The following is a 26,542-nucleotide window of genomic DNA, read 5'->3' as shown; positions in this document are numbered from 1 at the left end:
GATTACTCGGCCATCGAAGAAGAACGGGAGGTAGGGATAGGTGGAACCGGGTCATAACCACCGGGATTCCACGGATGACAGCGACCTAAACGACGAAAGGTCAGCCAGCCACCGCGAAGAAGGCCATGATTTTCGATGGCTTCTAACGCGTAGCAGGAACAACTGGGGTAGAAACGACAGTGACTGGCCATCAGGGGACTAATGGCATAGCGATAAAACTGGATCGGAACGAGTGCCAGTTTACGCATCTGGACTGTCTACCCCTACAGTTTCGGTTTTGACTGCTGGTACCGGCGAACTGCGAGCCAGGCGTTTCCAGAGTTTGCCGAAATGCTGAATCAATTCGGGGTTTTCTACGTCACCCAAACCTTTGCGCGCGACGATAACAATGTCCCAGCCGACCAGTGAATCCTGGTTCAGACGAAACGATTCGCGCATCAGACGTTTGAGGCGATTGCGCTCGACGGAGAGCTTTACGCTCTTTTTCCCGATAACCAACCCGAGACGGGGGTGATCAAGATCGTTGTTGCGCGCAAGGAGCAGGAGATTTTTCCCCGGAACCTTGCCGGTAGGGGAGTCAAAGACTGCCTTGAAATGCCGGGGAGTAAGCAGACGCTTTTCCCGACTGAAGTCCTGACTCACCTCCAGTGCCGGCTTATCAAACTGCCAGACGCGCACGACCTTTGGCGCGACGACGCGACAGTACGGCACGACCGTTCTTGGTAGCCATGCGAGCACGGAAACCGTGGGTACGAGCGCGTTTGATAGTGCTTGGTTGGAAAGTACGTTTCATTGTCGTGTTACCTGGTTCGTCCACAACGGGCCGGAATGGCCCCCGTTTTAAGAGACCGGGGATTCTAGAGAAAGCAAGCCTTCAGGTCAATTTCCAACCAGCGTTTCCTTATAAATAGATCTCCAGGCGTTTTGCGCTGAACGAACCGCGGGTAAATATAAAAATAAGAAAGGAAAGTATTTAAAGCTTTTCTGTAAAGCTTATAAAAGCTAGGCCCGCATCCTTCTGTGGATAAGTGCTTTCAGGCCTTGTTTTACCTGCTGTACAGAGAATGACAACTACAGTGAAAAACCGTGTTCAGCCTGTGCTGCGCTGTCGGATAACCTGTGTGTGGAATGCCGGCTTATCCACAGGCCGGTTATCCACCGAGTTTCGCCCCCACTTGTGCAATGACCTTAACCCCGGTTATCCACAGAGCTTATGCACAGACCACTGGTCGTCTTTTTTGCGTATGAAACGGCGATTCTTCTTGGTCGATGAACCACCTTCGTGTGGATAAGTCGGCGTCTGGTCGCTACAATGGCCGCTTGTTTTTGCCTCACCGGCTTTCAACTTAGGGGATATCCGTGTCAGTGGAACTTTGGCAGCAGTGCGTGGAGCTTCTGCGCGATGAGCTGCCTGCCCAACAATTCAACACTTGGATCCGTCCACTACAGGTCGAAGCCGAAGGCGACGAGTTGCGTGTCTATGCACCCAATCGTTTTGTTCTGGACTGGGTCAACGAAAAGTACCTGGGGCGTGTTCTCGAATTGCTCGATGAGCACGGCAATGGCATGGCGCCTGCGCTTTCCTTATTAATAGGCAGCAAACGCAGTTCGGCACCGCGTGCCGCGCCAAATGCTCCCCTGGCAGCCGCCGCTTCCCAGGCCCAGGCTGCTCAAACACCCGCCAGTCCGCCGCCGCCAGCACCTGCTGCGGCTTCGACCAAGCGCACCACGCAAAAAATGGCCGAGGTCACCGAGGAAGAACCTTCCCGTGACAGCTTCGATCCGATGGCCGGCGCCAGTTCGCAACAGGCCCCGGTTCGTGCCGAGCAACGTACCGTGCAAGTCGAAGGTGCGCTCAAGCACACCAGTTACCTGAACCGCACCTTTACCTTCGAGAATTTCGTCGAAGGTAAATCCAACCAGTTGGCACGCGCCGCCGCCTGGCAGGTGGCTGACAACCCCAAGCACGGTTACAACCCGCTCTTCCTTTATGGTGGCGTTGGCCTGGGTAAAACCCACTTGATGCACGCTGTGGGTAACCACCTATTAAAGAAGAACCCGAACGCCAAGGTGGTGTACCTGCATTCCGAGCGTTTCGTGGCGGACATGGTCAAGGCCCTGCAACTGAATGCGATCAACGAATTCAAACGCTTCTACCGTTCGGTGGATGCGTTGCTGATCGATGACATTCAGTTCTTCGCCCGTAAAGAGCGTTCCCAGGAAGAGTTTTTCCACACCTTCAACGCCCTGCTCGAAGGTGGCCAGCAGGTCATTCTCACCAGTGACCGCTACCCGAAAGAAATCGAAGGCCTTGAAGAACGCCTCAAATCCCGCTTTGGCTGGGGCCTGACCGTAGCGGTCGAGCCACCGGAGCTGGAAACCCGCGTGGCGATCCTGATGAAGAAGGCCGATCAGGCCAAAGTCGAGCTGCCGCATGACGCCGCGTTCTTCATTGCCCAGCGTATTCGCTCCAACGTCCGTGAGCTGGAAGGCGCGCTCAAACGCGTGATCGCCCACTCGCACTTCATGGGGCGCGATATCACCATCGAGTTGATTCGCGAATCCCTGAAGGACTTGTTGGCGTTGCAGGATAAACTGGTCTCTGTGGATAACATTCAGCGGACCGTCGCCGAGTACTACAAGATCAAGATCTCCGACTTGCTGTCCAAGCGTCGTTCTCGCTCGGTCGCACGTCCGCGTCAGGTTGCAATGGCTTTGTCCAAAGAGTTGACTAACCACAGCCTGCCGGAAATCGGCGACGTGTTTGGCGGCCGCGACCATACGACTGTTTTGCACGCCTGCCGCAAGATCAACGAACTTAAGGAATCCGACGCGGACATCCGCGAGGACTACAAGAACCTGCTGCGTACACTGACCACTTGATGAACACCAGCGCAGCTAATTAAGGCAAGGGACTAGACCATGCATTTCACCATTCAACGCGAAGCCCTGTTGAAACCCCTGCAACTGGTCGCAGGCGTCGTCGAACGCCGCCAGACCTTGCCGGTGCTCTCCAACGTGCTGCTGGTTGTCGAAGGCCAGCAATTGTCGCTGACCGGTACCGACCTGGAAGTCGAGCTGGTTGGTCGTGTTCAACTCGAAGAGCCGGCGGATCCGGGTTCCATCACCGTGCCTGCGCGCAAGCTGATGGACATCTGCAAGAGCCTGCCAAACGATGCGCTGATCGACATCAAGGTCGATGAGCAGAAGCTTGTGGTCAAGGCCGGCCGTAGCCGCTTCACCTTGTCGACGCTGCCGGCCAACGACTTCCCAACCGTGGAAGAAGGCCCGGGCTCGCTGACCTGCAGCCTGGAGCAAAGCAAGCTGCGCCGTCTGATCGAGCGCACCAGCTTCGCCATGGCCCAGCAGGACGTGCGTTACTACCTCAACGGCATGTTGCTGGAAGTTTCCGCTGGTGTGATCCGCGCCGTGGCCACCGACGGTCACCGCCTGGCCATGTGCTCGATGCAGGCCGATATCGGTCAACCGGATCGTCACCAGGTGATCGTACCGCGCAAAGGTATCCTCGAACTGGCACGCCTGCTCACCGAGCCGGATGGCAATGTCAGCATCGTTCTGGGTCAGCACCACATCCGCGCCACCACCGGTGAGTTCACCTTCACCTCGAAACTGGTCGACGGCAAATTCCCGGACTACGAACGCGTTCTGCCAAAAGGCGGCGACAAGCTGGTACTGGGCGATCGCCAGGCGCTGCGCGAAGCGTTCAGCCGTACCGCGATCCTGTCCAACGAGAAGTACCGTGGTATCCGTCTGCAACTGGCCAGCGGTCAGTTGAAGATCCAGGCGAACAACCCGGAGCAGGAAGAAGCGGAAGAGGAAGTGGGCGTCGAATACAACGGTGGCTCTCTGGAAATCGGCTTCAACGTGAGCTACCTGCTCGACGTGCTGGGCGTGATGACCACCGAGCAGGTTCGTCTGATCCTGTCCGACTCCAACAGCAGTGCGCTGGTGCAGGAATCGGATAACGACGACTCGGCCTACGTTGTCATGCCGATGCGTCTGTAATCATGCCCAGCAGAAGCTAGATGTCCTTAAGTCGCGTCTCGGTCACCGCGGTGCGCAATCTGCACCCGGTGACCTTCTCCCCCTCCCCCCGCATCAATATCCTTTACGGCGCCAACGGCAGCGGCAAAACCAGTGTTCTGGAAGCCATCCATCTGCTGGGGCTTGCCCGTTCGTTTCGCAGCACCCGGCTATTGCCGGTCATTCAATACGAGCAACTGGCATGCACGGTCTTTGGCCAGGTTGAACTGGCGGAGGGTGGGCACAGCGCCCTGGGCATTTCGCGGGATCGCCAAGGCGAATTCCAGATCCGTATCGATGGACAGAACGCGCGCAGCGCCGCGCAACTGGCGGAAATCCTGCCATTGCAACTGATCAATCCTGACAGCTTTCGATTGCTGGAAGGTGCGCCGAAGATTCGCCGACAGTTTCTCGACTGGGGCGTGTTCCACGTGGAACCGCGCTTCATGTCAACCTGGCAGCGCCTGCAGAAGGCCCTGCGCCAGAGAAACTCTTGGCTGCGGCATGGTACACTTGACGCCGTTTCGCAAGCGGTTTGGGACAGGGAACTGTGCCAGGCCAGCGCTGAAATTGATGAATACCGCCGCGCTTATATCAAAGCCTTGAAACCAGTCTTTGAACAAACCTTGAGCGAACTGGTTGAGCTTGAAGGCTTGACGCTCAGCTATTACCGCGGCTGGGACAAGGACCGTGAACTGAGTGCTGTGCTCGCCGGGTCTCTGCAGCGGGACCAGCAGATGGGGCATACCCAGGCCGGACCACAACGTGCTGATTTGCGTCTCAGACTGGGCGCACACAACGCCGCGGACATCTTGTCCCGTGGCCAGCAGAAGTTGGTGGTTTGCGCATTGCGGATTGCCCAGGGGCACCTGGTCAGCCAGGCTCGACGCGGTCAGTGTATTTATCTGGTGGATGACTTGCCGTCCGAGCTGGACGAGCACCACCGTCGCGCGCTTTGCCGCTTGTTGGAAGACTTACGCTGCCAGGTATTTATCACCTGTGTAGATCACGAATTATTGAGGGAAGGCTGGCAGACGGAAACGCCAGTCGCTCTGTTCCAAGTGGAACAGGGCCGTATCACCCAGACCCACGACCATCGGGAGTGAAGGCATTGAGCGAAGAAAATACGTACGACTCAACGAGCATTAAAGTGCTGAAAGGCCTGGATGCCGTACGCAAACGTCCCGGTATGTACATTGGTGATACCGACGATGGCAGCGGTCTGCACCACATGGTGTTCGAGGTGGTCGATAACTCGATCGACGAAGCGCTCGCCGGCTACTGCGACGACATCAGCATCATCATCCACCCGGATGAGTCCATCACCGTTCGCGACAACGGCCGTGGCATCCCGGTAGACGTACACAAAGAAGAAGGCGTTTCGGCAGCCGAGGTCATCATGACCGTGCTGCACGCCGGCGGTAAATTCGACGACAACTCCTATAAGGTTTCCGGCGGCCTGCACGGTGTGGGTGTGTCGGTCGTTAACGCCCTGTCGGAAGAGCTGGTCCTGACCGTTCGCCGTAGTGGCAAGATCTGGGAACAAACTTACGTCCACGGTGTTCCGCAAGAGCCGATGAAAATCGTTGGCGACTCCGAAACCACCGGTACGCAGATCCACTTCAAGGCTTCCAGCGAAACCTTCAAGAACATCCACTTCAGCTGGGACATCCTGGCCAAGCGGATTCGTGAACTGTCCTTCCTCAACTCCGGTGTCGGTATCGTCCTCAAGGATGAGCGCAGCGGCAAGGAAGAGCTGTTCAAGTATGAAGGTGGCCTGCGTGCGTTCGTTGAATACCTGAACACCAACAAGACCCCGGTCAATCAGGTGTTCCACTTCAACATCCAGCGTGAAGACGGCATCGGCGTGGAAATCGCCTTGCAGTGGAACGACAGCTTCAACGAGAACCTGTTGTGCTTCACCAACAACATTCCACAGCGCGACGGCGGCACTCACCTGGTGGGTTTCCGTTCCGCACTGACGCGTAACCTGAACACCTACATCGAAGCAGAAGGCCTGGCGAAGAAGCACAAGGTCGCCACTACCGGTGACGATGCCCGTGAAGGCCTGACCGCGATCATTTCGGTGAAGGTACCGGATCCGAAGTTCAGCTCCCAGACCAAAGACAAGCTGGTGTCTTCCGAAGTGAAGACCGCGGTCGAACAGGAAATGGGCAAGTACTTCTCCGACTTCCTGCTGGAAAACCCGAACGAAGCCAAGCTGGTCGTCGGCAAGATGATCGACGCGGCCCGTGCCCGTGAAGCGGCACGTAAGGCCCGCGAGATGACCCGTCGCAAAGGCGCACTGGACATCGCCGGCTTGCCGGGCAAACTGGCGGACTGCCAGGAAAAGGACCCTGCCCTGTCCGAACTGTACCTCGTGGAAGGTGACTCCGCGGGCGGCTCTGCCAAGCAGGGACGTAACCGCAGGACCCAGGCGATTCTGCCCCTCAAGGGTAAGATCCTGAACGTCGAGAAGGCTCGCTTCGACAAGATGATCTCTTCCCAGGAAGTAGGCACCTTGATCACCGCGCTCGGCTGCGGCATCGGTCGCGAAGAGTACAACATCGACAAGCTGCGCTATCACAACATCATCATCATGACCGATGCTGACGTCGACGGTTCGCACATCCGTACCTTGCTGCTGACCTTCTTCTTCCGTCAGTTGCCGGAGCTGATCGAGCGTGGCTACATCTACATCGCCCAGCCGCCGCTGTACAAAGTGAAGAAAGGCAAGCAAGAGCAATACATCAAAGACGACGACGCCATGGAAGAGTACATGACGCAGTCGGCCCTGGAAGATGCGAGCCTGCACCTGAACGAGGAAGCACCGGGTATCTCCGGCGAAGCCCTTGAGCGTCTGGTGAACGACTTCCGTCTGGTCATGAAGACCCTCAAGCGTCTGTCGCGCCTGTACCCACAGGAACTGACCGAGCACTTCATCTACCTGCCGGCGGTCAGCATGGATCAACTGTCCGATCACGCAGCGATGCAGGATTGGCTGGCCCAGTACGAAGTGCGTCTGCGCACCGTCGAGAAGTCGGGCCTGGTCTACAAGGCCAGCCTGCGTGAAGATCGTGAACGTAACGTCTGGCTGCCAGAGGTCGAACTGATCTCTCACGGCCTGTCGAACTACGTCACCTTCAACCGCGACTTCTTCGGCAGCAACGACTACAAGACCGTGGTTTCCCTGGGCGCTCAACTGAGCACCTTGCTGGACGACGGCGCGTACATCCAGCGTGGCGAGCGCAAGAAGCAGGTCACCGAGTTCAAGGAAGCCCTTGAGTGGTTGATGGCCGAAAGCACCAAGCGTCACACCATCCAGCGATACAAAGGTCTGGGCGAGATGAACCCGGATCAGCTGTGGGAAACCACCATGGACCCGGGCTCGCGCCGCATGCTCAAAGTGACCATCGAAGACGCCATTGGCGCGGACCAGATCTTCAACACCCTGATGGGTGATGCGGTCGAACCTCGTCGTGACTTCATCGAAAGCAACGCCCTGGCGGTGTCTAACCTGGACTTCTGATTCCGGTCGCCCCGCCATACAAAAGGCCAACGCTCTTGCGTTGGCCTTTTTATTTGTTGAGGTCAAAAGATCGTAGCTTTCGGCAGCTCCTACAGGCAGAAATTGATATCCCTGTAGGAGCTGCCGAAGGCTGCGATCTTTTGATTTTTCCCCACCTGTTTCACTCTCGACTCGTTTTGTACACCGCCTGAAACATCCACATTACAGGCATAAAAAAACCGGCTATATCAGCCGGTTTTTTTACGTCCAAAAAAAACTTATGCACGTTTTTATGGGATTTATCATTCTAAGAAATATGTAAAAAAATCATAAAGTTACGTACAAATAACGACGGTTTTAAAGGAAACGGTACACAGGTTATCCACAGAATCTCAGACAGCCACCTGGTCGTTTGAAACCGGTGCTTGCGGAGCCGGTGGCAGTGAGCCCATTTCCCGTTGCATCTGCTCGTTCCAGGCCTGGACCCGGTCGTTCAATTCAGCAATGGCTCGTGGTCCGGTGCCTTCGGCATACATCGGTGTGCCAATGATCACGGTGATGACGCCCTGCTTCTTCGCCCAACCAGTTTTCGGCCAGAACTTGCCGGCGTTGTGCGCAATCGGCAGCACGGGCAATTCGGCGTTGACCGCCAATGCACTGCCACCTCGCGAGAACTTTCCGATGGTGCCGTAAGGAACGCGCGTGCCTTCGGGGAAGATCAGCACCCAGACATTGTCCTTGAGCAACTCATCGCCCTTCTGCGCCACATGCTTGAGTGCGGCTTTCGGGTTGTCGCGATCGATGGCGATCGGTCGCAGCATGGCCATGGCCCAACCGAAGAACGGCACATAGAGCAATTCGCGTTTGAGCACCTGGCTCAGCGGCGAGAAGTAGGCAGAGAGAAAGAACGTCTCCCACGTGCTCTGGTGGTTCGACTGAATGACGCAAGGCCGTTTAGGGACGTTCTCGGCACCCTTCACTTCGTAGCGGATACCCAGAAACGCTTTGCTCAGCCACAAGGCGCAGCGGCACCAGTACACGTTGATGAAGCGATAGCGCGCCTTGAACGGCAGAAACGGCGCGATAAAAAAACTCAGGCTGCACCACAGCAAGGAGCTGGTGCCCAGCAGCAGGTAAAAGAGGAAGGTTCTGATGGCCTGCAGTATCGACATGGTGACGGTTACCGTGCGGGCTTTGCCCGTCTATATAAAGCGCACTTCCGATCACTCCCTGGTCAGGAGTCTCGAAAACGCTCTAATTGTGGATAAGTTCTGCGGCAATCGCCGCCAGATCGTCAAAAATCAAGGTGCCTGCCGGTAAGGTCTTGCCCAAGGTTTTTTCGCCTTTTCCGGTCTTAACCAAAACTGGCTGTGAATCGACGGCTTTAGCGGCTTCCAGGTCACCAAGGCTATCGCCGACGAACCATAGATCAGTCAGCGATACGTTGTAATGTGCGGCGATGCTTTTCAACATCCCGGGTTTCGGCTTGCGGCATTCGCAGCCTTCGTCCGGCCCGTGGGGGCAGTAGACGATCAGGCCGACTTCACCACCCTGCTCCGCCACCAACGCGCGCAAGCGCTCGTGCATGGCATCCAGGGTAGCGAGGTCGTAGTAGCCGCGAGCGATGCCCGACTGGTTGGTAGCGACTGCTACCGTCCAGCCGGCCTTGCTCAACTGCGCGATGGCTTCGATCGAACCGGGGAGTGGAATCCACTCCTCCACCGACTTGATGTAAGCGTCGGAGTCGTAATTGATCACCCCGTCCCGATCGAGAATCAGCAGTTTCAAACAGTCTTACCCCAGCAACGAAATATCGGCGACGCCGAGGAACAACCCACGCAGACGCGCCAGCAATGCATAACGGTTGGCGCGGACTTTTGCGTCTTCCGCGTTGACCATCACGGCTTCGAAGAACGCATCCACCGGCTCGCGCAATGCAGCCAGGCGTGCCAGGGATTCGCTGTACTGACGCGAGGCGGCCATTGGCTGTACAGCCTGGTCAGCCTGCTGGATCGCCGAGTACAGGGAGAACTCGTTGGCATTGTCGAAGTACTTGGCTTCCACGACTGTAGGCACCGAACCTTCGACCTTGCTCAGCAGGTTCGACACACGCTTGTTCACCGCGGCCAGGGCAGCGGCTTCCGGCAATTTGCGGAAGGCCTCTACCGCTTGCACGCGCTGGTCGAAGTCCAGGGCCGAGCCTGGCTTCAGGGCACGCACCGACAGGTAGGTGGCGACATCGACGCCTTCGTCTTCGTAACGGGCACGCAGACGGTCGAAGATGAACTCCAGCACCGAGTCATTGAGGCCGGCAGCCTTGACCTTGGTACCGAACGCATCCACGGCGAAAGCCACGGCCTCGGTCAGGTCCAGGTCCAGTTGTTTCTCGATCAGGATGCGCAACACGCCCAGTGCCGCTCGGCGCAGGGCATACGGGTCCTTGCTACCGGTCGGCAGCATGCCGATGCCGAAAATACCGACCAGCGTATCGAGCTTGTCGGCGATGGCCACGGCCGCACCGGTCAGGGTGGACGGCAATTCAGCGCCGGCACCACGCGGCATGTACTGCTCGTTCAGGGCCAGGGCGACATCTTCCGGCTCGCCATCGTTGAGGGCGTAGTAGTAACCGGCGACACCTTGCATCTCCGGGAACTCGCCGACCATTTCGGTCGACAGGTCGCACTTGGACAGCAGGCCGGCACGAGCGGCCCACGCGGCGTTGCCGCCGATGCGTTGAGCGATGAACGCAGCCAGTCTGGAAACACGCTCGGCCTTGTCGTAGACGCTGCCGAGTTTTTCCTGGAACACCACGTTCTGCAGGCGCTGGTTGAAGTCTTCGAGCTTCTGCTTCTTGTCTTGCTTGAAGAAGAACTCGGCGTCGGTCAGGCGTGGGCGAACCACTTTCTCGTTACCGGCGATGATCTGCTGCGGGTCTTTGCTTTCGATGTTGGCCACGGTGATGAAGCGTGGCAGCAACTTGCCGTCGGCATCCAGCAGGCAGAAGTACTTCTGGTTGTCCTGCATGGTGGTGATCAGGGCTTCCTGCGGCACGTCGAGGAAGCGTTCCTCGAACGAGCACACCAGCGGCACCGGCCACTCGACCAGCGCAGTCACTTCATCGAGCAGGGCCGGCGGAACGATTGCCGTGCCTTCCTGACGGGTGGCCAGCTCTTCGGTGCGCTTGCTGATGATCTCGCGACGCTCGTTGGCATCGGCCAGCACGTAGGCGGCACGCAGGTCGGCCAGGTAGCTGGACGGCGAACCGATACGCACGCTTTCCGGGTGATGGAAGCGGTGACCACGGGAATCGCGACCGGCTTTCTGGGCGAGGATGGTGCAGTCGATGACCTGGTCACCGAGCAGCATCACCAGCCATTGGGTCGGACGCACGAACTCTTCCTTGCGCGCACCCCAACGCATGCGTTTCGGGATCGGCAGGTCGTTCAGGGAATCTTCGACGATGGTCGGCAGCAGGCTCGCGGTCGGCTTGCCGGCGATGCTCTGGCTGTAGCGCAGTTTCGGGCCGCTCTGATCGATTTCGCTCAGCTCGACGCCGCACTTTTTGGCAAAACCCAGTGCTGCCTGGGTCGGGTTGCCTTCGGCATCGAATGCAGCCTGACGTGGCGGGCCATCGAGGTTGATGCTGCGATCCGGCTGCTGGGTGGCCAGCGAGGTGATCAGCACAGCCAGGCGGCGTGGCGCGGCATAAACGGTTTTGGTCTCGTAGTTCAGGCCGGCAGCTTGCAGGCCCTTGTCGATACCGGCAAGAAACGCCTCGGCCAGGGTGTTCAGGGCTTTGGGTGGCAGTTCTTCAGTGCCCAGTTCAACCAGAAAATCCAGAGCACTCATTGTGCAGCCTCCAGCTTGGCCAGTACTTCGTCACGCAGGTCCGGGGTCGCCATCGGGAAGCCCAGCTTGGCACGAGCCAGCAGGTAGGCTTGCGCAACGGAACGCGCCAGGGTGCGTACACGCAGGATGTATTGCTGACGCGCGGTCACCGAGATTGCCCGGCGCGCATCCAGCAGGTTGAAGGTGTGGGAAGCCTTCAACACCATTTCGTAGCTCGGCAACGGCAGCGGCTGGTCGAGCTCGATCAGGCGCTTGGCTTCGCTTTCGTAGAAATCGAACAGTTCGAACAGCTTGTCGACATTGGCGTGTTCGAAGTTGTAGGTCGATTGCTCCACTTCGTTCTGGTGGAACACGTCGCCGTAGGTCACTTTGCCGAACGGACCGTCAGCCCAGACCAGGTCGTAGACCGAGTCCACGCCTTGCAGGTACATGGCCAGACGCTCGAGGCCGTAGGTGATCTCGCCGGTCACCGGGTAGCACTCGATGCCGCCCGCTTGCTGGAAGTAAGTGAACTGCGTCACTTCCATGCCGTTGAGCCAGACTTCCCAGCCCAGACCCCAGGCGCCGAGGGTCGGCGATTCCCAGTTGTCTTCGACGAAGCGGATGTCGTGGACCAGCGGGTCCAGGCCGACGTGCTTGAGGGAGCCCAGGTACAGTTCCTGGAAGTTGTCCGGGTTCGGCTTCAGGACCACCTGGAACTGGTAGTAGTGCTGCAGACGGTTCGGGTTTTCGCCGTAGCGGCCGTCAGTCGGGCGGCGGCTTGGCTGCACGTAGGCGGCGTTCCAGGTTTCCGGGCCAATGGCGCGCAGGAATGTAGCGGTGTGGAAAGTGCCGGCGCCTACTTCCATATCGTAGGGCTGAAGTACCACACAACCTTGCTCGGCCCAGTATTGCTGGAGGGCGAGGATCAAGTCTTGGAAGGTACGCACGGCTGGCGTAGGCTGGCTCACGAAATTCACCTGTTTCTTGGGCTGCGATTTAAAGAGCGGGAGTATACCCGATTCATTGCTGCGCACGCCCCCTGGAGCCTTATGCCACGCTGCTTTTGGTGTTCCGAAGATCCGCTGTACATGGCTTATCACGATCAGGAGTGGGGCACGCCGCTACGCGATGCGCAGGGATTGTTCGAGTTGCTTTTGCTCGAAGGGTTCCAGGCCGGGCTTTCCTGGATCACCGTGCTGCGCAAACGCGAGCATTATCGTCAGGTGATGTTTGGTTTTGATGTCCAGCGCGTGGCGCAGATGAGCGATGCCGAAATCGACGAACTGATGCTCGATCCGGGCATCATCCGCAACCGCCTCAAGCTCAACGCGGCCCGGCGCAATGCCCAGGCCTGGCTGGCGCTTGAGGACCCGGTGGCGTTTCTCTGGTCGTTCGTCGGTGGCACGCCTGTGATCAATCATTTCAAGGACCGCAGCGAAGTCCCGGCTGTGACGCCAACCGCCGTGGAAATGAGCAAAGGCCTGAAAAAAGCCGGTTTCACGTTCGTCGGGCCGACCATTTGCTACGCGCTGATGCAGGCCTCGGGCATGGTCATGGATCACACTCGGGACTGCGACCGCTACGCGCAGTTGGCGAACGGCGGTTAGAATGGCCGCCTCGCGCACAGCACAAGATCAGGAGTGACCTGTGGATAAGTTGAAAGGCGCCTTGCTGGTAGGCGCTCTGCGGCTGTTTGCCTTGCTTCCGTGGCGGTCCGTGCAGGCCGTGGGCTCGGCGATTGGCTGGGTCATGTGGAAAACCCCGAACCGTTCCCGCGACGTGGTACGGATCAACCTGTCCAAGTGCTTTCCGGACATGGACCCCGCCGAGCGCGAACGTTTAGTCGGACAGAGCCTTAAAGACATCGGCAAGTCCCTGACCGAAAGCGCCTGCGCCTGGATCTGGCCGGCCCAGCGCTCCATCGACCTGGTGCGCGAGGTCGAAGGCCTCGACATTTTGAAGGACGCCCTCGCCTCCGGCAAAGGCGTGGTTGGCATCACCAGCCACCTGGGTAACTGGGAGGTGCTCAACCACTTCTATTGCAGCCAGTGCAAACCGATCATTTTCTACCGCCCGCCAAAATTGAAGGCGGTGGACGAGTTGCTGCAAAAGCAACGGGTGCAACTGGGTAACAAGGTCGCTGCTTCCACCAAGGAAGGCATCCTCAGCGTCATCAAGGAAGTGCGCAAAGGTGGTGCAGTGGGCATTCCCGCTGACCCGGAACCGGCCGAATCCGCCGGGATCTTCGTGCCGTTCTTCGCCACCCAGGCACTGACCAGCAAATTCGTGCCGAACATGCTCGCCGGTGGCAAAGCGGTCGGCGTGTTCCTGCATGCCCTGCGCCTGCCCGACGGTTCAGGCTACAAAGTGATCCTCGAAGCCGCGCCAGAGGCCATGTACAGCACCGATACGGCGGAGTCCTGTGCGGCCATGAGTAAAGTGGTCGAGCGTTATGTCGGGGCCTATCCGAGCCAGTACATGTGGAGCATGAAGCGCTTCAAGAAGCGGCCACCGGGTGAAGAGCGCTGGTATTGATTCAATTGGCATGATCTGTGGATAACCCTGGGATCGGGGGTTATCCACAACCGTTCATCAAAGGGCGCAGAAGATGTCCGAACACCGCAAGTCATTCCGCATCAAGATCAGTCACGAAAACATCGGCGAATGCCTGGGCCAGACGCGCAACCTGTCGACCACCGGGGTTTACGTCAAGCATCCGAAACTGTCGGCGTTGCCCCGGGGCGCGGTGGTCTACGGGCGGGTGCAAGACTTACCCACAGGCGCACCGCGGGTACGCATGGAAGTGGTGTTGGTGGATGCCGAAGGGATTGGCTTGCGCTATCTCTGAACGGAGCGATCCAGCTTTTTCAGAAACACCGTCATTTCCTTTTCTGCCTGCTTGTCGCCATGGTTGCGAGCGGCTTCCAGGCCTTGTTCCCAGGCCTGCCGCGCGGCTGCAAAGTCCGCCAGCGCCAGATGGGCCTTGCCCAGCAGTTTCCACGCCGCCGAATACTTCGGATCGAATTCGACGCAGCGCTGAAAATGCTTCGCCGCCTTGGCGTTCTCCCCCAGATCCAGATAACCCTTGCCCAGGCCGAAGCGCAGCAATGAGTTATCCACACCCTTGGCGAGCATTTTTTCCAGGGATTCGATCATCGGTGGATTCCTTGCCTGAAGCATTTCAGGCGTTGATTTGTTGTAGGAGCGAGCTTGCTCGCGATGGTCGTCAACGATAATGCAGGAAACCAGACACCCCGCGCGTCGCTCTCGGGTTCTTCGCGAGCAAGCTCGCTCCTACAAAGGCAGGCCAGCGCTAAATCCGGGTCAGAAGAAGCTCAACCCCACATGGAACAACTTCTCCACATCGCGAATATGTTTTTTATCCACAAGGAACAGAATCACATGGTCGCCCGCTTCGATCACGGTGTCATCGTGGGCGATGATCACTTCTTCGTCGCGGATAATCGCACCGATGGTGGTGCCCGGCGGCAGGCCGATGTTCTCGATGGCCTTGCCGATCACCTTGCTTGATTTCGCATCGCCATGGGCAATCGCCTCGATGGCCTCTGCCGCGCCACGGCGCAGCGAGTGCACGCTGACGATGTCGCCACGGCGTACGTGGGCCAGCAAGGTGCCGATGGTGGCCAGTTGCGGGCTGATAGCGATGTCGATGTCGCCGCCCTGGATCAGGTCGACATAGGCCGGGTTGTTGATGATGGTCATCACCTTCTTCGCACCGAGGCGCTTGGCCAGCAGCGAAGACATGATATTGGCTTCGTCGTCGTTGGTCAGGGCGAGGAACAGGTCGGCGTCGGCAATGTTCTCTTCCATCAGCAGGTCGCGGTCCGAGGCGCTGCCCTGCAACACCACGGTGCTGTCGAGGTGGTCCGAGAGGTGACGGCAACGTGCCGGGTTCATCTCGATGATCTTTACCTGATAACGGCTTTCGATGGCCTCGGCCAGACGCTCGCCGATCTGCCCGCCACCGGCGATGACAATGCGCTTGTAGGTTTCGTCGAGACGGCGCATTTCGCTCATGACCGCGCGAATGTTCGCTTTGGCGGCAATGAAAAACACCTCGTCGTCGGCCTCGATCACGGTATCGCCCTGGGGCAGGATCGGCCGGTCGCGACGGAAAATGGCGGCCACGCGGGTTTCGACGTTCGGCATGTGTTCACGCAACTGTCGCAGTTGCTGGCCCACCAGCGGCCCGCCGTAGTACGCCCGCACCGCCACCAGTTGCGCCTTGCCTTCGGCGAAGTCGATTACCTGCAGGGCGCCGGGATGCTGGATCAGGCGCTTGATGTAGTTGGTCACCACTTGTTCCGGGCTGATCAGCACGTCCACCGGAATCGCTTCATTCTGGAACAACTGCTCTTCGCGGGTCAGGTACGCGGCCTCACGAACCCGGGCGATCTTGGTCGGGGTGTGGAACAGGGTATGGGCGACCTGGCAGGCGACCATGTTGGTTTCGTCGCTGTTGGTCACGGCGACCAGCATGTCGGCGTCGTCGGCGCCGGCCTGACGCAGCACGGTCGGAAACGAACCGCGGCCCTGCACCGTGCGGATGTCCAGGCGGTCGCCAAGGTCGCGCAGGCGTTCGCCATCGGTGTCGACCACGGTGATGTCGTTGGCTTCGCTGGCCAGGTGTTCCGCCAGCGAACCGCCGACCTGCCCTGCGCCGAGGATGATGATTTTCATCCAGTCACTCCATTGAATCCGTTTAACCGCGTGCGGCGGCGATCTTGATCAGCTTGGCGTAGTAGAACCCGTCGTGGCCGCCTTCCTGGGCGAGCAACTGGCGACCATGGGGCTGCTTGATGCCGGCCGTCGTGGCGAGGTCCAGTTCACGGGCGCCCGGCGTGCGGGCGAGGAACGCTTCGATGACTTCGGTGTTCTCGGTCGGCAGCGTTGAGCAGGTGGCGTATAGCAGAATGCCGCCGACTTCCAGGGTGTTCCACATGGCGTCGAGCAGCTCGCCTTGCAGCAGCGCCAGCGCGGCGATGTCGTCGGGCTGGCGGGTCAGCTTGATGTCCGGATGACGACGGATCACGCCCGTTGCCGAGCATGGTGCGTCCAGCAGAATGCGCTGGAACGGCTTGCCGTCCCACCACGCCTGCGTGTCGCGGCCGTCGGCGGCAATCAGTTCGGCGCTCAGTTTCAGGCGTTCGAGGTTTTCCCGCACTCGCACCAGACGCTTGGCTTCCAAGTCTACCGCCACCACCCCGGACAGTTTTGGCTCGGCTTCGAGAATATGGCAGGTCTTGCCGCCGGGAGCGCAGCAGGCGTCAAGTACCCGTTGGCCCGGTGCCAGATCGAGCAGATCAGCGGCCAGTTGCGCCGCTTCGTCCTGCACGCTGATCCAGCCCTCGGCGAAACCCGGCAGGCTGCGCACGTCGGCGGCGGCTTCGAGCACGATACCGTCGCGGCTGTACACACAGGGTGTGGCGGCGATACCGGCATCGGTCAGCAAACCGAGGTAGGCATCCCGGCTGTGATGGCGACGGTTGACCCGCAGGATCATTGGCGGATGCGCATTGTTGGCGGCGCAGATGGCTTCCCATTGCTCTGGCCAGAACGCTTTCAGGGATTTCTGCAGCCAACGCGGGTGGGCGGTGCGCACCACCGGATCGCGTTCCAGTTCGGCGAAAATCGTTTCGCTTTCACGCTGAGCGTTACGCAGAACCGCATTGAGCAAGGCCTTGGCCCACGGCTTTTTCAACTTGTCGGCGCAACCGACCGTCTCGCCAATCGCGGCATGGGCCGGGACGCGGGTGTAGAGCAACTGATAGAGGCCGACCAACAGCAGCGCCTCAACATCGGCATCGGCAGCCTTGAATGGCTTTTGCAGCAACTTGGCCGCCAGCGCCGACAAACGTGGCTGCCAGCGTGCGGTGCCGAACGCCAGGTCCTGGGTGAAGCCGCGATCACGGTCCTCGACCTTGTCTAACTGCGTCGGCAGCGAACTGTTGAGCGAGGCTTTTCCGTTCAGGACAGCGGCAAGTGCCTTGGCGGCGGCCAGACGCGGATTCATTGAGCGTCCGCCGCTTGACCGAGGACGGTGCCGGTGGCGAATTTCTCGCGGCGGCTGTTGAACAGGTCGCTGAAGTTCAGCGCCTTGCCGCCGGGCAATTGCAGACGGGTCAGGCACAAGGCCTGCTCGCCGCACGCGACGATCAGACCGTCCTTGCTGGCGCTGAGGATTTCACCCGGGGCGCCCTTGCCTTCGGCGAGGTTGGCAGCCAGCACCTTCAGTGCTTCGCCATTCAAGGTGCTGTGGGTGATCGGCCACGGGTTGAAGGCACGCACCAGACGCTCCAGTTCAAGCGCCGGACGAGTCCAGTCGATGCGAGCTTCGTCCTTGTTCAATTTGTGCGCGTAGGTGGCCAGGCTGTCGTCCTGCACTTGGCCTTCCAGCGTACCCGCGGCGAGGCCGGCAATCGCCTGAACCACGGCCGGTGGACCCATTTCGGCCAGACGGTCGTGAAGGCTGCCGCCAGTGTCTTCGGCACTGATCGGCGTGGTGACTTTAAGCAGCATCGGCCCGGTGTCGAGGCCGGCTTCCATGCGCATCACGGTCACGCCGCTTTCGGCATCACCTGCTTGCACGGCACGCTGGATCGGCGCCGCACCGCGCCAGCGCGGCAACAGCGAGGCGTGACTGTTGATGCAACCCAGGCGCGGAATATCCAGCACCACTTGCGGCAGGATCAGGCCGTAGGCGACCACTACCATCAAGTCCGGTTCCAGCGCGGCCAGTTCGGCTTGTGCGTCTTCGTTGCGCAGGGTTGGCGGCTGCAGCACCGGGATGTTGTTCTCCAGAGCAAGCTGCTTGACCGGGCTCGGCATCAGTTTTTGCCCGCGACCGGCCGGACGATCCGGTTGGGTGTAGACCGCGACGATCTCGTAAGGGCTGTGCAGCAGGGCCTTGAGGTGTTCGGCGGCGAATTCCGGGGTGCCGGCAAAGACAATGCGCAGTGGCTCAGTCATGGGTGACGTCTCTTGAAAAGAAAAAGGCTTGCCGCAGCAAGCCTTTGAAGATGGGCATCAGGCGTTCTGGCGATGAAGCTTTTCCAGTTTCTTCTTGATGCGGTCGCGTTTGAGCGTGGACAGGTAATCGACGAACAATTTGCCATTGAGGTGGTCGCATTCGTGCTGGATGCACACCGCGAGCAAATCTTCGGCGATCAGTTCGTAGGGCTTGCCGTCGCGGTCCAGCGCCTTGACCTTGACCCGTTGCGGGCGATCGACGTTTTCGTAGAAGCCCGGCACCGACAGACAGCCTTCCTGGTACTGGCCCATGTCGTCGGTCAGCGGTTCGAGCTCGGGGTTGATGAACACTCGAGGCTCGGTGCGGTCTTCGGAGAGGTCCATCACGACGATACGTTTGTGCACGTTGACCTGGGTAGCGGCGAGGCCGATGCCAGGCGCTTCATACATTGTTTCAAACATGTCGTCGACCAACTGACGCACTTCGTCGTCCACTACGGCCACTGGCTTGGCGATAGTGCGCAGACGCGGATCAGGGAATTCGAGGATGTTTAAAATGGCCATAAGCTTGATCAGTGCACGTGTGAAGTAAGGTCGGGTCGATGGCCTGGCGGGTCCGAAGAAATGCAGGCTACCGTTGTAAAACGTAGCTCCCTTCTGTTGACAAGCAAGTTTTGACAAGCATGCCGGGAGCGAGCCACTGACGGCTCTGGCGTTTCACGCGAATGCACATAATAAAGGGATTCACCGCATGAGGAAATCACTACTCGCCCTGCTGCTCCTGGCTTCGGCAGGTTGGGCGTACGGGCAGGTGCAACTTCGGGAAGATATTCCCACCATAAAGCTGTCGCCTCAGGTTCGCAGCAGCCCGGTGACCGAGGTTATCCCCGGCATTGCGCTGAAATCGATCAACAGCTTTCTGCTGAGCAACCGCATCGTCGACAAGGCCGAGGATTTCACCCAGGCGCCTTACATCGTCGCTGGTGATTCCGAACGGGTGCTCAGCGGCGCGGGTGACCGCATCTTTGCCCGTGGCCATTTCGATCCGGCGCAACCGGCGTACGGTATCTTCCGCCAAGGCAAGGTCTACACCGATCCGCAGAGCAAGGAAATCCTGGGGATCAACGCCGACGACATCGGCGGCGGCGATGTCGTGGCCATCGAAGGTGACGTCGCCACTCTGGAGTTGCAACGCACGACCCAGGAGGTCCGCCTCGGCGATCGTTTGTTCAGCGGTGAAGAGCACGCGATCAACTCGACCTTCACGCCTAGGGCGCCGAGCCACGAAATCAACGGTCTGATTATCGATGTTCCGCGCGGGGTCACGCAGATCGGCGAGTTGGACGTGGTTACGCTGAACAAGGGGCAGCGCGACGGTCTGGTCGAAGGCAATCTGCTGGCAGTGATGAAAACCGGCGAAACAGTGCGGGACCGGATCACCGGTCAGCCGTTGAAAATTCCCGATGAACGCGCCGGTCTGCTGATGGTTTTCCGTACCTACGACAAACTCAGTTATGGGTTGGTGCTCAGCGCTTCGCGCTCGCTGTCGGTGATGGATAAGGTACGAAATCCGTAAGAGTGTTTCACAAGTTACCAACAGAGTTATCCACAGCTTATTCCCGTTTGTACGGGTGCTCATAACGATCAAGGATGATCCATGTCGCTGCCTGCCGTTACACCGGTTTCCCCCGCGGAACTGGAAGCTCGTTTACGTCTGCACCGTTTGCCGGAACTCGGCCCGGCGCGTTTCAGGAAATTGCTCGAAGCCTTCGGCTCGGCATCCAAAGCCCTCAGTGCACCGGCCAGTGCCTGGCGCGCGCTGGGTTTGCCACTGGCCTGTTCCGAGGCCAGGCGTAGCGCTGAGATCCGTGACGGCGCTAGTCATGCATTGGCCTGGCTGGAGCATCCGGCCCAGCATTTGCTGATGTGGGACCAACCGGACTACCCGGCGCTGCTGGCACAAATCAGCGATGCACCACCGCTGTTATTTGTCGCCGGCGATCCCGGCATTCTGGAAAAACCACAACTGGCGATGGTTGGCAGCCGTCGCGCTTCCCGGCCGGGGATGGACACCGCTGCTGCGTTTTCCCGCAGCCTGGCGGGTGCTGGTTTTGTCATTACCAGCGGCCTGGCCCTGGGCATTGACGCTGCCGCACACCAGGCCGCGCTCGACGTCGGCGGGCAAACGGTGGGTGTGCTCGGCACGGGGCTCGAGAAGTTTTATCCACAGCGCAATAGACGCCTGGCGGACGCCATGATCGCCTCGGGCAGCGCGGTACTTTCGGAGTTTCCGCTGGATGCAGGCCCCAGCGCCGGCAACTTCCCCCGGCGCAACCGGATCATCAGCGGTTTGTCCCTCGGGGTGCTGGTGGTCGAAGCCAGTGTCGCCAGCGGTTCACTGATCACCGCGAGGCTGGCGGCGGAACAGGGGCGCGAGGTGTTTGCGATGCCCGGGTCGATCCATCATCCCGGTGCCCGCGGCTGCCATCAGTTGATCCGTGACGGTGCGGTGCTGGTGGAAACCATCGAACATATCCTCGAAGCCTTGCGCGGCTGGCAACGACTGCCGTTATCCACAGAATCCTTTACCCCTGAAACGACTCACCCCCTGTTGAAGTTGCTGCATGCCGCACCTCTGACCAGTGAAGCGTTGGCCGACGCAAGCGGCTGGGCCTTACCGAAAGTGCTGGCGGCGTTGACGGAACTGGAAATGGACGGTCGCGCTATTTGCGAAAGCGGGCGCTGGTTTGCACGGGTGAGCTAGGTTTTATAAACAAGATCGGTAAACTGCGCAGAGCCTTATTCTGGAGAGTTTTTCATGGTCAACAGTTGGCGTGTGCAACAAGCCGCGCAAGCAATTCGCGCCGGGGCGGTGATTGCCTACCCAACCGAAGCAGTCTGGGGCCTGGGTTGTGACCCGTGGGACGAGGAAGCGGTGGAGCGTCTGCTGCTGATCAAGGGGCGGTCTGAGGATAAAGGGCTGATCCTGGTCGCCGACAACATCCGTCAGTTCGATTTCCTCTTCGAAGACTTCCCCGAATTGTGGATGGACCGCATGGCCAGTACCTGGCCGGGACCGAACACCTGGCTGGTGCCGCACCAGAACCTGCTGCCGCAGTGGATAACCGGTGTGCATGAAACCGTGGCGCTGCGGGTCAGCGATCACCCACTGGTGCGGGACTTGTGCGCACTGGTCGGGCCGCTGGTGTCGACGTCAGCCAACCCGCAGGGACGCCCGGCGGCACGCACGCGGCTTCGCGTCGAGCAGTACTTCCGTGGGCAGTTGGATCTGGTACTGGGTGGCAATCTGGGCGGGCGCAAGAACCCGAGCGTGATTCGCGATCTGGCGACCGGCAAGGTTGTGCGCCCGGATTGAGACCGGGTTGACCTCATTCGCGAGCAAGCCCGCTCCCACACTGGATCTTTGTCGTTCACAAATCCAGTGTGGGAGCGGGCTTGCTCGCGAAGGGGCCCTACCAGTCAACTACCCATTCAGGGCAACAGAACAACCGAACCCGTCGTACGCCGTGCCGACAACTCGGTCTGCGCCTTCGCCGCGTCAGCCAGTGGAAAACGCTGACTGATGTCCACGGTCAGCTTGCCGCTGATGATCATCTCGAACAACTCGTCGGCCATGCGTTGCAGGTTCTCGGCGTTGTTCGCATAAGTGCCCAGGGTCGGCCGAGTCACGTACAGCGAGCCTTTCCCCGCCAGGATCCCCAGGTTCACGCCGTCGACCGCGCCGGACGCATTGCCGAAACTCACCACCAGGCCACGCGGTGCGGCGCTGTCGAGTGACGTCAGCCAGGTGTCCTTGCCAACGCCGTCGTACACCACCGGGACTTTTTTGCCGTCGGTCAATTCCAGCACGCGCTGGGCGACGTTTTCATGGCTGTAGTCGATGGTCGCCCAAGCACCGTTGGCCTTGGCCAGTGCGGCTTTCTCGGCCGAACTGACCGTACCGATCAGCTTCACGCCCAAGGCCTTCGCCCATTGGCAGGCCAGTGAGCCTACCCCGCCGGCTGCGGCGTGGAACAGGATGGTTTCGCCACCCTTGAGTTCATAAGTCTGACGCAGCAGGTACTGCACGGTCAGGCCCTTGAGCATCACGCCAGCGGCCTGTTCGAAGCTGATGGCGTCCGGCAGTTTCACCAGATTGGCCTCGGGCAACACATGAACTTCGCTATAGGCGCCCAGAGGGCCGCTGCCATAGGCCACGCGATCGCCGATCTTGAAGCGGGACACGTCGCTGCCGACCGCCTCGACCACGCCTGCACCCTCCGAGCCGAGGCCCGATGGCAGGGATGGCGGCGGGTACAGGCCGCTACGGTAATAGGTGTCGATGAAGTTCAGGCCGATGGCCTTGTTGGTTACGCGCACTTCCTTCGGACCTGGCTCGGCGGGTTGGTAATCCACATACTCGAGCATTTCGGGGCCGCCATGGGCGCGGAACTGGATACGCTTTGCCATCGGAACTCTCCATAGGTCGTTTTACCAAGCGCCCTATCGGACTCCTAAGCTTGATCTTCGTCAACTGCGACGGGTGGACTTGCGATGGTATGCTACGGGCCCATTTGCGCTGCCCCCCGCTCCAATGGAGCGCCGCGTAGTTTTGCCCGATTCAAGGTGATGACATGACGACCCGCACCGAGGCCGTAAAAGCCTACCTGCTCGACCTGCAAGACCGTATCTGCGCCGCCCTGGAGGCCGAAGACGGTGGCACGCAATTCGTTGAAGACGCCTGGACCAGGCCGGCCGGCGGTGGCGGTCGCACCCGCGTGATTGAAAACGGCACGGTGATTGAAAAGGGTGGCGTGAACTTTTCCCATGTCTTTGGCAGCGGTCTCCCACCCTCAGCCAGCGCCCACCGGCCGGAACTGGCGGGTCGTGGTTTTGAAGCCTTGGGCGTGTCGCTGGTGATTCACCCGCACAACCCCCATGTGCCGACTTCCCACGCCAACGTGCGCTTTTTCATCGCTGAAAAAGAAGGTGAAGAACCGGTCTGGTGGTTTGGCGGCGGCTTCGACCTGACCCCGTATTACGGTAACGAAGAAGACTGCATCCACTGGCATCGCATCGCCGAGCAGGCCTGTGCGCCGTTCGGCCCGGACGTCTACCCGCGTTACAAGGCCTGGTGCGACAGCTACTTCCACATCAAGCATCGTCACGAGCCGCGTGGCATCGGCGGGCTGTTTTTCGACGACCTGAACGAGTGGGATTTCGACACCAGTTTCGCCTTCATGCGTGCCATCGGTGACGCCTACATCGATGCTTACCTGCCGATCGTGCAGCGTCGCAAGAACGACGCGTTCACGGCTAAACAGCGCGAGTTCCAGGAGTTCCGCCGTGGCCGCTACGTTGAATTCAATCTGGTCTACGACCGCGGCACGTTGTTCGGCCTGCAATCGGGCGGGCGTACCGAGTCGATCTTGATGTCGCTGCCACCGCAAGTGCGCTGGGGCTACGACTGGAAGGCCGAGCCTGGCAGCGAAGAAGCGCGCCTGACCGAGTACTTCCTGCAGGACCGCGATTGGTTGGCCGAAGCTTGAACGAGGAATCCTGATGGACCGTTATGTCGTATTCGGTAACCCGATTGGCCACAGCAAATCACCGTTGATCCACCGCCTGTTCGCCGAGCAGACCGCGCAAAAGCTGGACTACAACACAATGCTGGCGCCACTCGACGACTTTTCCACCTGTGCCCGGACGTTTTTCCTTGAAGGACGCGGCGCCAATGTGACGGTGCCGTTCAAGGAAGAGGCCTACCGGCTGGCGAACAGCCTGACGGCGCGGGCGCAGCGCGCCGGTGCGGTCAATACCTTGAGCAAACTGGCCGATGGCAGTCTGTTGGGCGACAACACCGACGGTGCCGGGCTGGTGCGGGACCTGACGGTCAACGCCGGATTCAGCCTCAAGGGCAAACGCATCCTGTTGCTTGGTGCTGGCGGCGCGGTGCGCGGTGCCCTGGAGCCGCTGCTGGCCGAGCAACCGGCTTCGGTGATCATCGCCAACCGTACGGTGGACAAGGCCGAGTTGCTGGCTGAACTGTTCTGCGATCTGGGGCCGGTCTCGGCCAGTGGCTACGACTGGTTGCAAGAGTCGGTGGACCTGATCATCAACGCGACTTCCGCGAGCCTCACGGGCGATGTGCCGCCGATTGCGCCGAGCCTGATCGAACCGGGCAAAACGGTGTGCTACGACATGATGTACGGCAAGGAGCCGACCTCGTTCTGCCACTGGGCCAGCGAACACGGGGCTGCGGTGGTTATGGATGGCTTGGGGATGCTGGCCGAGCAGGCCGCGGAAGCGTTTTTCCTGTGGCGCGGCGTGCGACCGGATACAGCGCCGGTGCTGGCTGAGTTGCGTCGGCAGTTGGCCCTTTAAAAGCTTCGCGAGCAGGCTCGTTCCCACAGGGGGTCACCAAGAACCTGTGGGAGCGAGCCTGCTCGCGAATGGCGCGACACCGATTTCGGCTCAATCCTCAAACCGGATCGGGCATTTCTCCGCCCCTTCCAGCTTCCTCAGCTCTTCCACCACCTGCGGCCGGGCCCGGCGCAAGGTCAGGCTGCGGTCCTGGCGCAGCAATCGTCGCGCCTCCTGGTGCAGCATTTCCACCCCAGAGTAATCGATGAAGTTGATCTGCTGCGCCTCGATCACCACGCGCGCGCCGTGCATGCGTTGCAGGCGTACTTGCAGGTAGTGGCTGGCACCGAAAAAGATCGAACCGCCGACCCGCAGAATGTCCTCATCGCCATCACGTACATGCTGCACCCGTGGCTGGGATGTGCGTTTGAGATAGAAAAAAAGCGAGGCCAGTACGCCGGCGTAGATCGCCGTCTGCAATTCCAGCAGCAGCGTAGCGACGCAGGTCAGCGCCATGACCACGAACTCGGCGCGGCTGACCCGCAACAACGCGCGAATGCCGCGATGGTCCACCAGGCCCCAGGCGATCAACAGAATGCTGCCGGCCATGGCCGGAATCGGGATATGCGCGATCAGGCTCGCGCCGAAGATCGCGAACAGCGCAACCCACAATGCCGAAAAAATCCCGGCCAGTGGCGAACAGGCGCCCGCTTCATAGCTCAGGCCTGAGCGAGTGAAAGAGCCGGCCGACAGCGATCCGGAAAAAAACGCGCCGACCATGTTCGACAAGCCCTGGGCGCGAACTTCCTGGTTGGCGTCGAGTAATTGCTGCGAACGTGCCGAGATCGAGCGGGCAATCGACAGGCTGGTGACCAGCCCGAGCATGCCAACCGCCACGGCGCTGGGCAGCAGGCGCAGGATCAAATCGAGATCCAGCGGCAACGGACTGAAAGGCGGCAGCTTGCCGGTGAAGGCGCTGACCAGTTGCACATGGCCGAACATCGACGGCCAAAGCCAGACCAGCAATCCGCCAAGGATCAGGGTGATCAGTAGCGTCGGCCAGCGTGGCAACCACAGTTTGAGGGTCACGCCCACCACCACCGTTGCCAGCCCCAGCGCCAGCGAAGCTTTGTCCATTTCGCCGAGATGGCGCAATAACGTGATGAAACTATCCAGCGCGGTGGCTTGGCTGGGCAAGTCCAGTCCCAGCAGGTTAGGCAACTGACCGATGGCAATCACCACGGCAGCCCCCAGGGTGAAGCCGAGTACCACCGAGTGCGAGACGAAATTCACCAGCGCGCCAAATCGCAGCAAACCCAGCAGCCATTGAAAGATGCCGGCCAGTAAGGTGAGCAACAGGATCACGGTGACGTAGTCCTGCGTCGCCGGAACGGCCAGAGGACTGACGCTGGCATACAGGACAATCGAGATGGCCGCTGTAGGACCGCAGATCAAATGCCACGACGAACCCCAGAGGCAGGCGATCAGCACCGGGATGATTGCGGCGTACAGGCCGTATTCCGGTGGGAGACCAGCGATGAGCGCGTAGGCAATGGATTGCGGCAACGCCAGAATCGCGCCGCTGAGGCCGACAATCAGGTCACGACCGACGCTGGCGCGGGTTTGCCGAGGTAGCCAGCTGAGGAATGGGAAGAGTGAATGGCGGCTTGGCAGGGCCATGGGGCCTCTCGGTCGGGAATTTTGCGCAAGGGTAGCAGGACATGATCTGTGGGAGCGGGCTTGCTCGCGAAGGCGGTGGGTCAGACAACATTAATGTCGACTGACACGACGCCTTCGCGAGCAAGC

The 26,542-nt window shown here is 59.9% G+C and carries 25 protein-coding genes and 1 pseudogene; 12 read left to right on the top strand and 14 right to left on the bottom strand.

Annotated elements, in window-relative coordinates:
- Positions 1–2 precede the first annotated feature (2 nt).
- From yidD to rpmH, 3 genes are read right to left on the bottom strand one after another with little or no spacing between them, the layout of a single operon-like run.
- Complete coding sequence (gene yidD / locus AC3WN7_RS11700) at positions 3–248, bottom strand: membrane protein insertion efficiency factor YidD (protein ID WP_010207715.1); 246 nt, start codon at positions 246–248, stop codon at positions 3–5.
- The gene (gene rnpA, locus AC3WN7_RS11695; protein WP_015097448.1) at positions 241–642 is read right to left on the bottom strand and encodes a ribonuclease P protein component; all 402 of its coding nucleotides are present in this window, start codon (positions 640–642) and stop codon (positions 241–243) included. Before rnpA ends, yidD begins: the two co-directional genes overlap by 8 nt.
- A gap of 16 nt (positions 643–658) precedes the next feature.
- A complete protein-coding gene (gene rpmH, locus AC3WN7_RS11690) occupies positions 659–793 on the bottom strand; it encodes a 50S ribosomal protein L34 (protein ID WP_003213577.1) in 135 nt (44 codons plus the stop codon).
- Between the two features lie 566 nt (positions 794–1,359).
- Between rpmH and dnaA the strand changes: the two genes are divergently transcribed.
- From dnaA to gyrB, 4 genes are read left to right on the top strand one after another with little or no spacing between them, the layout of a single operon-like run.
- Positions 1,360–2,883 (top strand): chromosomal replication initiator protein DnaA, encoded by a 1,524-nt coding sequence (gene dnaA / locus AC3WN7_RS11685; RefSeq protein WP_095964415.1) that lies wholly within the window; start codon positions 1,360–1,362, stop codon positions 2,881–2,883.
- A gap of 39 nt (positions 2,884–2,922) precedes the next feature.
- Complete coding sequence (gene dnaN, locus AC3WN7_RS11680; protein WP_007969885.1) at positions 2,923–4,026, top strand: DNA polymerase III subunit beta; 1,104 nt, start codon at positions 2,923–2,925, stop codon at positions 4,024–4,026.
- Between the two features lie 20 nt (positions 4,027–4,046).
- Complete coding sequence (recF, locus tag AC3WN7_RS11675) at positions 4,047–5,150, top strand: DNA replication/repair protein RecF (protein WP_102673706.1); 1,104 nt, start codon at positions 4,047–4,049, stop codon at positions 5,148–5,150.
- 5 nt (positions 5,151–5,155) lie between these two features.
- The gene (gene gyrB / locus AC3WN7_RS11670) at positions 5,156–7,573 is read left to right on the top strand and encodes a DNA topoisomerase (ATP-hydrolyzing) subunit B (RefSeq protein ID WP_007969881.1); all 2,418 of its coding nucleotides are present in this window, start codon (positions 5,156–5,158) and stop codon (positions 7,571–7,573) included.
- 371 nt (positions 7,574–7,944) lie between these two features.
- On the opposite strand, the gene AC3WN7_RS11665 is transcribed toward gyrB, so the two are convergent.
- The 4 genes from AC3WN7_RS11665 to glyQ all read right to left on the bottom strand — a co-directional run bounded on the left by AC3WN7_RS11665 (position 7,945) and on the right by glyQ (position 12,351).
- Positions 7,945–8,724, bottom strand: coding sequence for a lysophospholipid acyltransferase family protein (locus tag AC3WN7_RS11665; RefSeq protein WP_095964417.1), 780 nt, complete (start codon positions 8,722–8,724; stop codon positions 7,945–7,947).
- An 82-nt stretch (positions 8,725–8,806) separates the two neighbouring features.
- On the bottom strand, positions 8,807–9,340 hold the full coding sequence (gene gmhB / locus AC3WN7_RS11660) for a D-glycero-beta-D-manno-heptose 1,7-bisphosphate 7-phosphatase (RefSeq protein ID WP_095964418.1): 534 nt from the start codon (positions 9,338–9,340) through the stop codon (positions 8,807–8,809).
- A gap of 6 nt (positions 9,341–9,346) precedes the next feature.
- A complete protein-coding gene (glyS, locus tag AC3WN7_RS11655) occupies positions 9,347–11,401 on the bottom strand; it encodes a glycine--tRNA ligase subunit beta (protein ID WP_102673705.1) in 2,055 nt (684 codons plus the stop codon).
- Positions 11,398–12,351, bottom strand: a complete 954-nt coding sequence (gene glyQ, locus AC3WN7_RS11650; RefSeq protein WP_003187265.1) for a glycine--tRNA ligase subunit alpha — start codon at positions 12,349–12,351, stop codon at positions 11,398–11,400. The genes glyS and glyQ overlap by 4 nt, the downstream gene beginning before the upstream one ends.
- A gap of 81 nt (positions 12,352–12,432) precedes the next feature.
- Between glyQ and AC3WN7_RS11645 the strand changes: the two genes are divergently transcribed.
- The 3 genes from AC3WN7_RS11645 to AC3WN7_RS11635 all read left to right on the top strand — a co-directional run bounded on the left by AC3WN7_RS11645 (position 12,433) and on the right by AC3WN7_RS11635 (position 14,231).
- Entirely contained in the window at positions 12,433–12,990 is a 558-nt protein-coding gene (locus tag AC3WN7_RS11645) for a DNA-3-methyladenine glycosylase I (protein ID WP_007985082.1), read from the top strand.
- Between the two features lie 40 nt (positions 12,991–13,030).
- Positions 13,031–13,918, top strand: a complete 888-nt coding sequence (locus AC3WN7_RS11640) for a lysophospholipid acyltransferase (RefSeq protein WP_095964420.1) — start codon at positions 13,031–13,033, stop codon at positions 13,916–13,918.
- 73 nt (positions 13,919–13,991) lie between these two features.
- Positions 13,992–14,231 (top strand): pilus assembly protein PilZ, encoded by a 240-nt coding sequence (locus AC3WN7_RS11635; RefSeq protein ID WP_095964421.1) that lies wholly within the window; start codon positions 13,992–13,994, stop codon positions 14,229–14,231.
- On the opposite strand, the gene AC3WN7_RS11630 is transcribed toward AC3WN7_RS11635, so the two are convergent.
- From AC3WN7_RS11630 to def, 5 genes are all read right to left on the bottom strand, one after another.
- Entirely contained in the window at positions 14,222–14,539 is a 318-nt protein-coding gene (locus tag AC3WN7_RS11630) for a tetratricopeptide repeat protein (RefSeq protein ID WP_102673704.1), read from the bottom strand. The two genes, AC3WN7_RS11635 and AC3WN7_RS11630, sit on opposite strands and share 10 nt — an antisense overlap.
- A gap of 168 nt (positions 14,540–14,707) precedes the next feature.
- Positions 14,708–16,084, bottom strand: coding sequence for a Trk system potassium transporter TrkA (gene trkA / locus AC3WN7_RS11625; protein WP_046042728.1), 1,377 nt, complete (start codon positions 16,082–16,084; stop codon positions 14,708–14,710).
- A 22-nt stretch (positions 16,085–16,106) separates the two neighbouring features.
- Positions 16,107–17,417 carry a 16S rRNA (cytosine(967)-C(5))-methyltransferase RsmB gene (rsmB, locus tag AC3WN7_RS11620; RefSeq protein WP_102673703.1) on the bottom strand — a complete coding sequence of 437 codons (1,311 nt, stop codon included), beginning with the start codon at positions 17,415–17,417 and terminating at the stop codon, positions 16,107–16,109.
- The gene (gene fmt / locus AC3WN7_RS11615) at positions 17,414–18,373 is read right to left on the bottom strand and encodes a methionyl-tRNA formyltransferase (RefSeq protein ID WP_095964424.1); all 960 of its coding nucleotides are present in this window, start codon (positions 18,371–18,373) and stop codon (positions 17,414–17,416) included. The genes rsmB and fmt overlap by 4 nt, the downstream gene beginning before the upstream one ends.
- A 57-nt stretch (positions 18,374–18,430) precedes the next feature.
- Positions 18,431–18,937 carry a peptide deformylase gene (gene def, locus AC3WN7_RS11610; protein ID WP_007969867.1) on the bottom strand — a complete coding sequence of 169 codons (507 nt, stop codon included), beginning with the start codon at positions 18,935–18,937 and terminating at the stop codon, positions 18,431–18,433.
- 232 nt (positions 18,938–19,169) lie between these two features.
- Here def and AC3WN7_RS11605 point away from each other — a divergent pair.
- From AC3WN7_RS11605 to tsaC, 3 genes and pseudogenes are all read left to right on the top strand, one after another.
- Positions 19,170–19,949 (top strand): annotated as a pseudogene (locus tag AC3WN7_RS11605) (peptidoglycan-binding protein); the annotation flags it as partial.
- Between the two features lie 81 nt (positions 19,950–20,030).
- Complete coding sequence (gene dprA, locus AC3WN7_RS11600) at positions 20,031–21,137, top strand: DNA-processing protein DprA (protein ID WP_095964426.1); 1,107 nt, start codon at positions 20,031–20,033, stop codon at positions 21,135–21,137.
- 54 nt (positions 21,138–21,191) lie between these two features.
- On the top strand, positions 21,192–21,749 hold the full coding sequence (gene tsaC / locus AC3WN7_RS11595; protein WP_095964427.1) for an L-threonylcarbamoyladenylate synthase type 1 TsaC: 558 nt from the start codon (positions 21,192–21,194) through the stop codon (positions 21,747–21,749).
- Positions 21,750–21,865: 116 nt separating this feature from the next.
- Here tsaC and AC3WN7_RS11590 read toward each other — a convergent pair whose 3' ends face one another.
- Positions 21,866–22,843 (bottom strand): NADPH:quinone reductase, encoded by a 978-nt coding sequence (locus AC3WN7_RS11590; RefSeq protein ID WP_102673702.1) that lies wholly within the window; start codon positions 22,841–22,843, stop codon positions 21,866–21,868.
- 164 nt (positions 22,844–23,007) lie between these two features.
- On the opposite strand from AC3WN7_RS11590, the gene hemF reads away from it, so the two are divergent.
- Together hemF and aroE are read left to right on the top strand one after the other, a co-directional pair.
- Positions 23,008–23,922, top strand: a complete 915-nt coding sequence (gene hemF / locus AC3WN7_RS11585; protein ID WP_015092863.1) for an oxygen-dependent coproporphyrinogen oxidase — start codon at positions 23,008–23,010, stop codon at positions 23,920–23,922.
- 13 nt (positions 23,923–23,935) lie between these two features.
- Entirely contained in the window at positions 23,936–24,757 is an 822-nt protein-coding gene (aroE, locus tag AC3WN7_RS11580) for a shikimate dehydrogenase (RefSeq protein WP_095964429.1), read from the top strand.
- Between the two features lie 90 nt (positions 24,758–24,847).
- Here aroE and AC3WN7_RS11575 read toward each other — a convergent pair whose 3' ends face one another.
- Complete coding sequence (locus tag AC3WN7_RS11575) at positions 24,848–26,416, bottom strand: SulP family inorganic anion transporter (RefSeq protein ID WP_102673701.1); 1,569 nt, start codon at positions 26,414–26,416, stop codon at positions 24,848–24,850.
- Between the last annotated feature and the right edge of the window lie 126 nt (positions 26,417–26,542).

The organism is Pseudomonas sp. FW305-70, assembly GCF_058783925.1.
The sequence above is the reverse complement of the archived record's forward strand: the minus strand, read 5'-3'. Positions and strand labels throughout refer to the sequence as shown.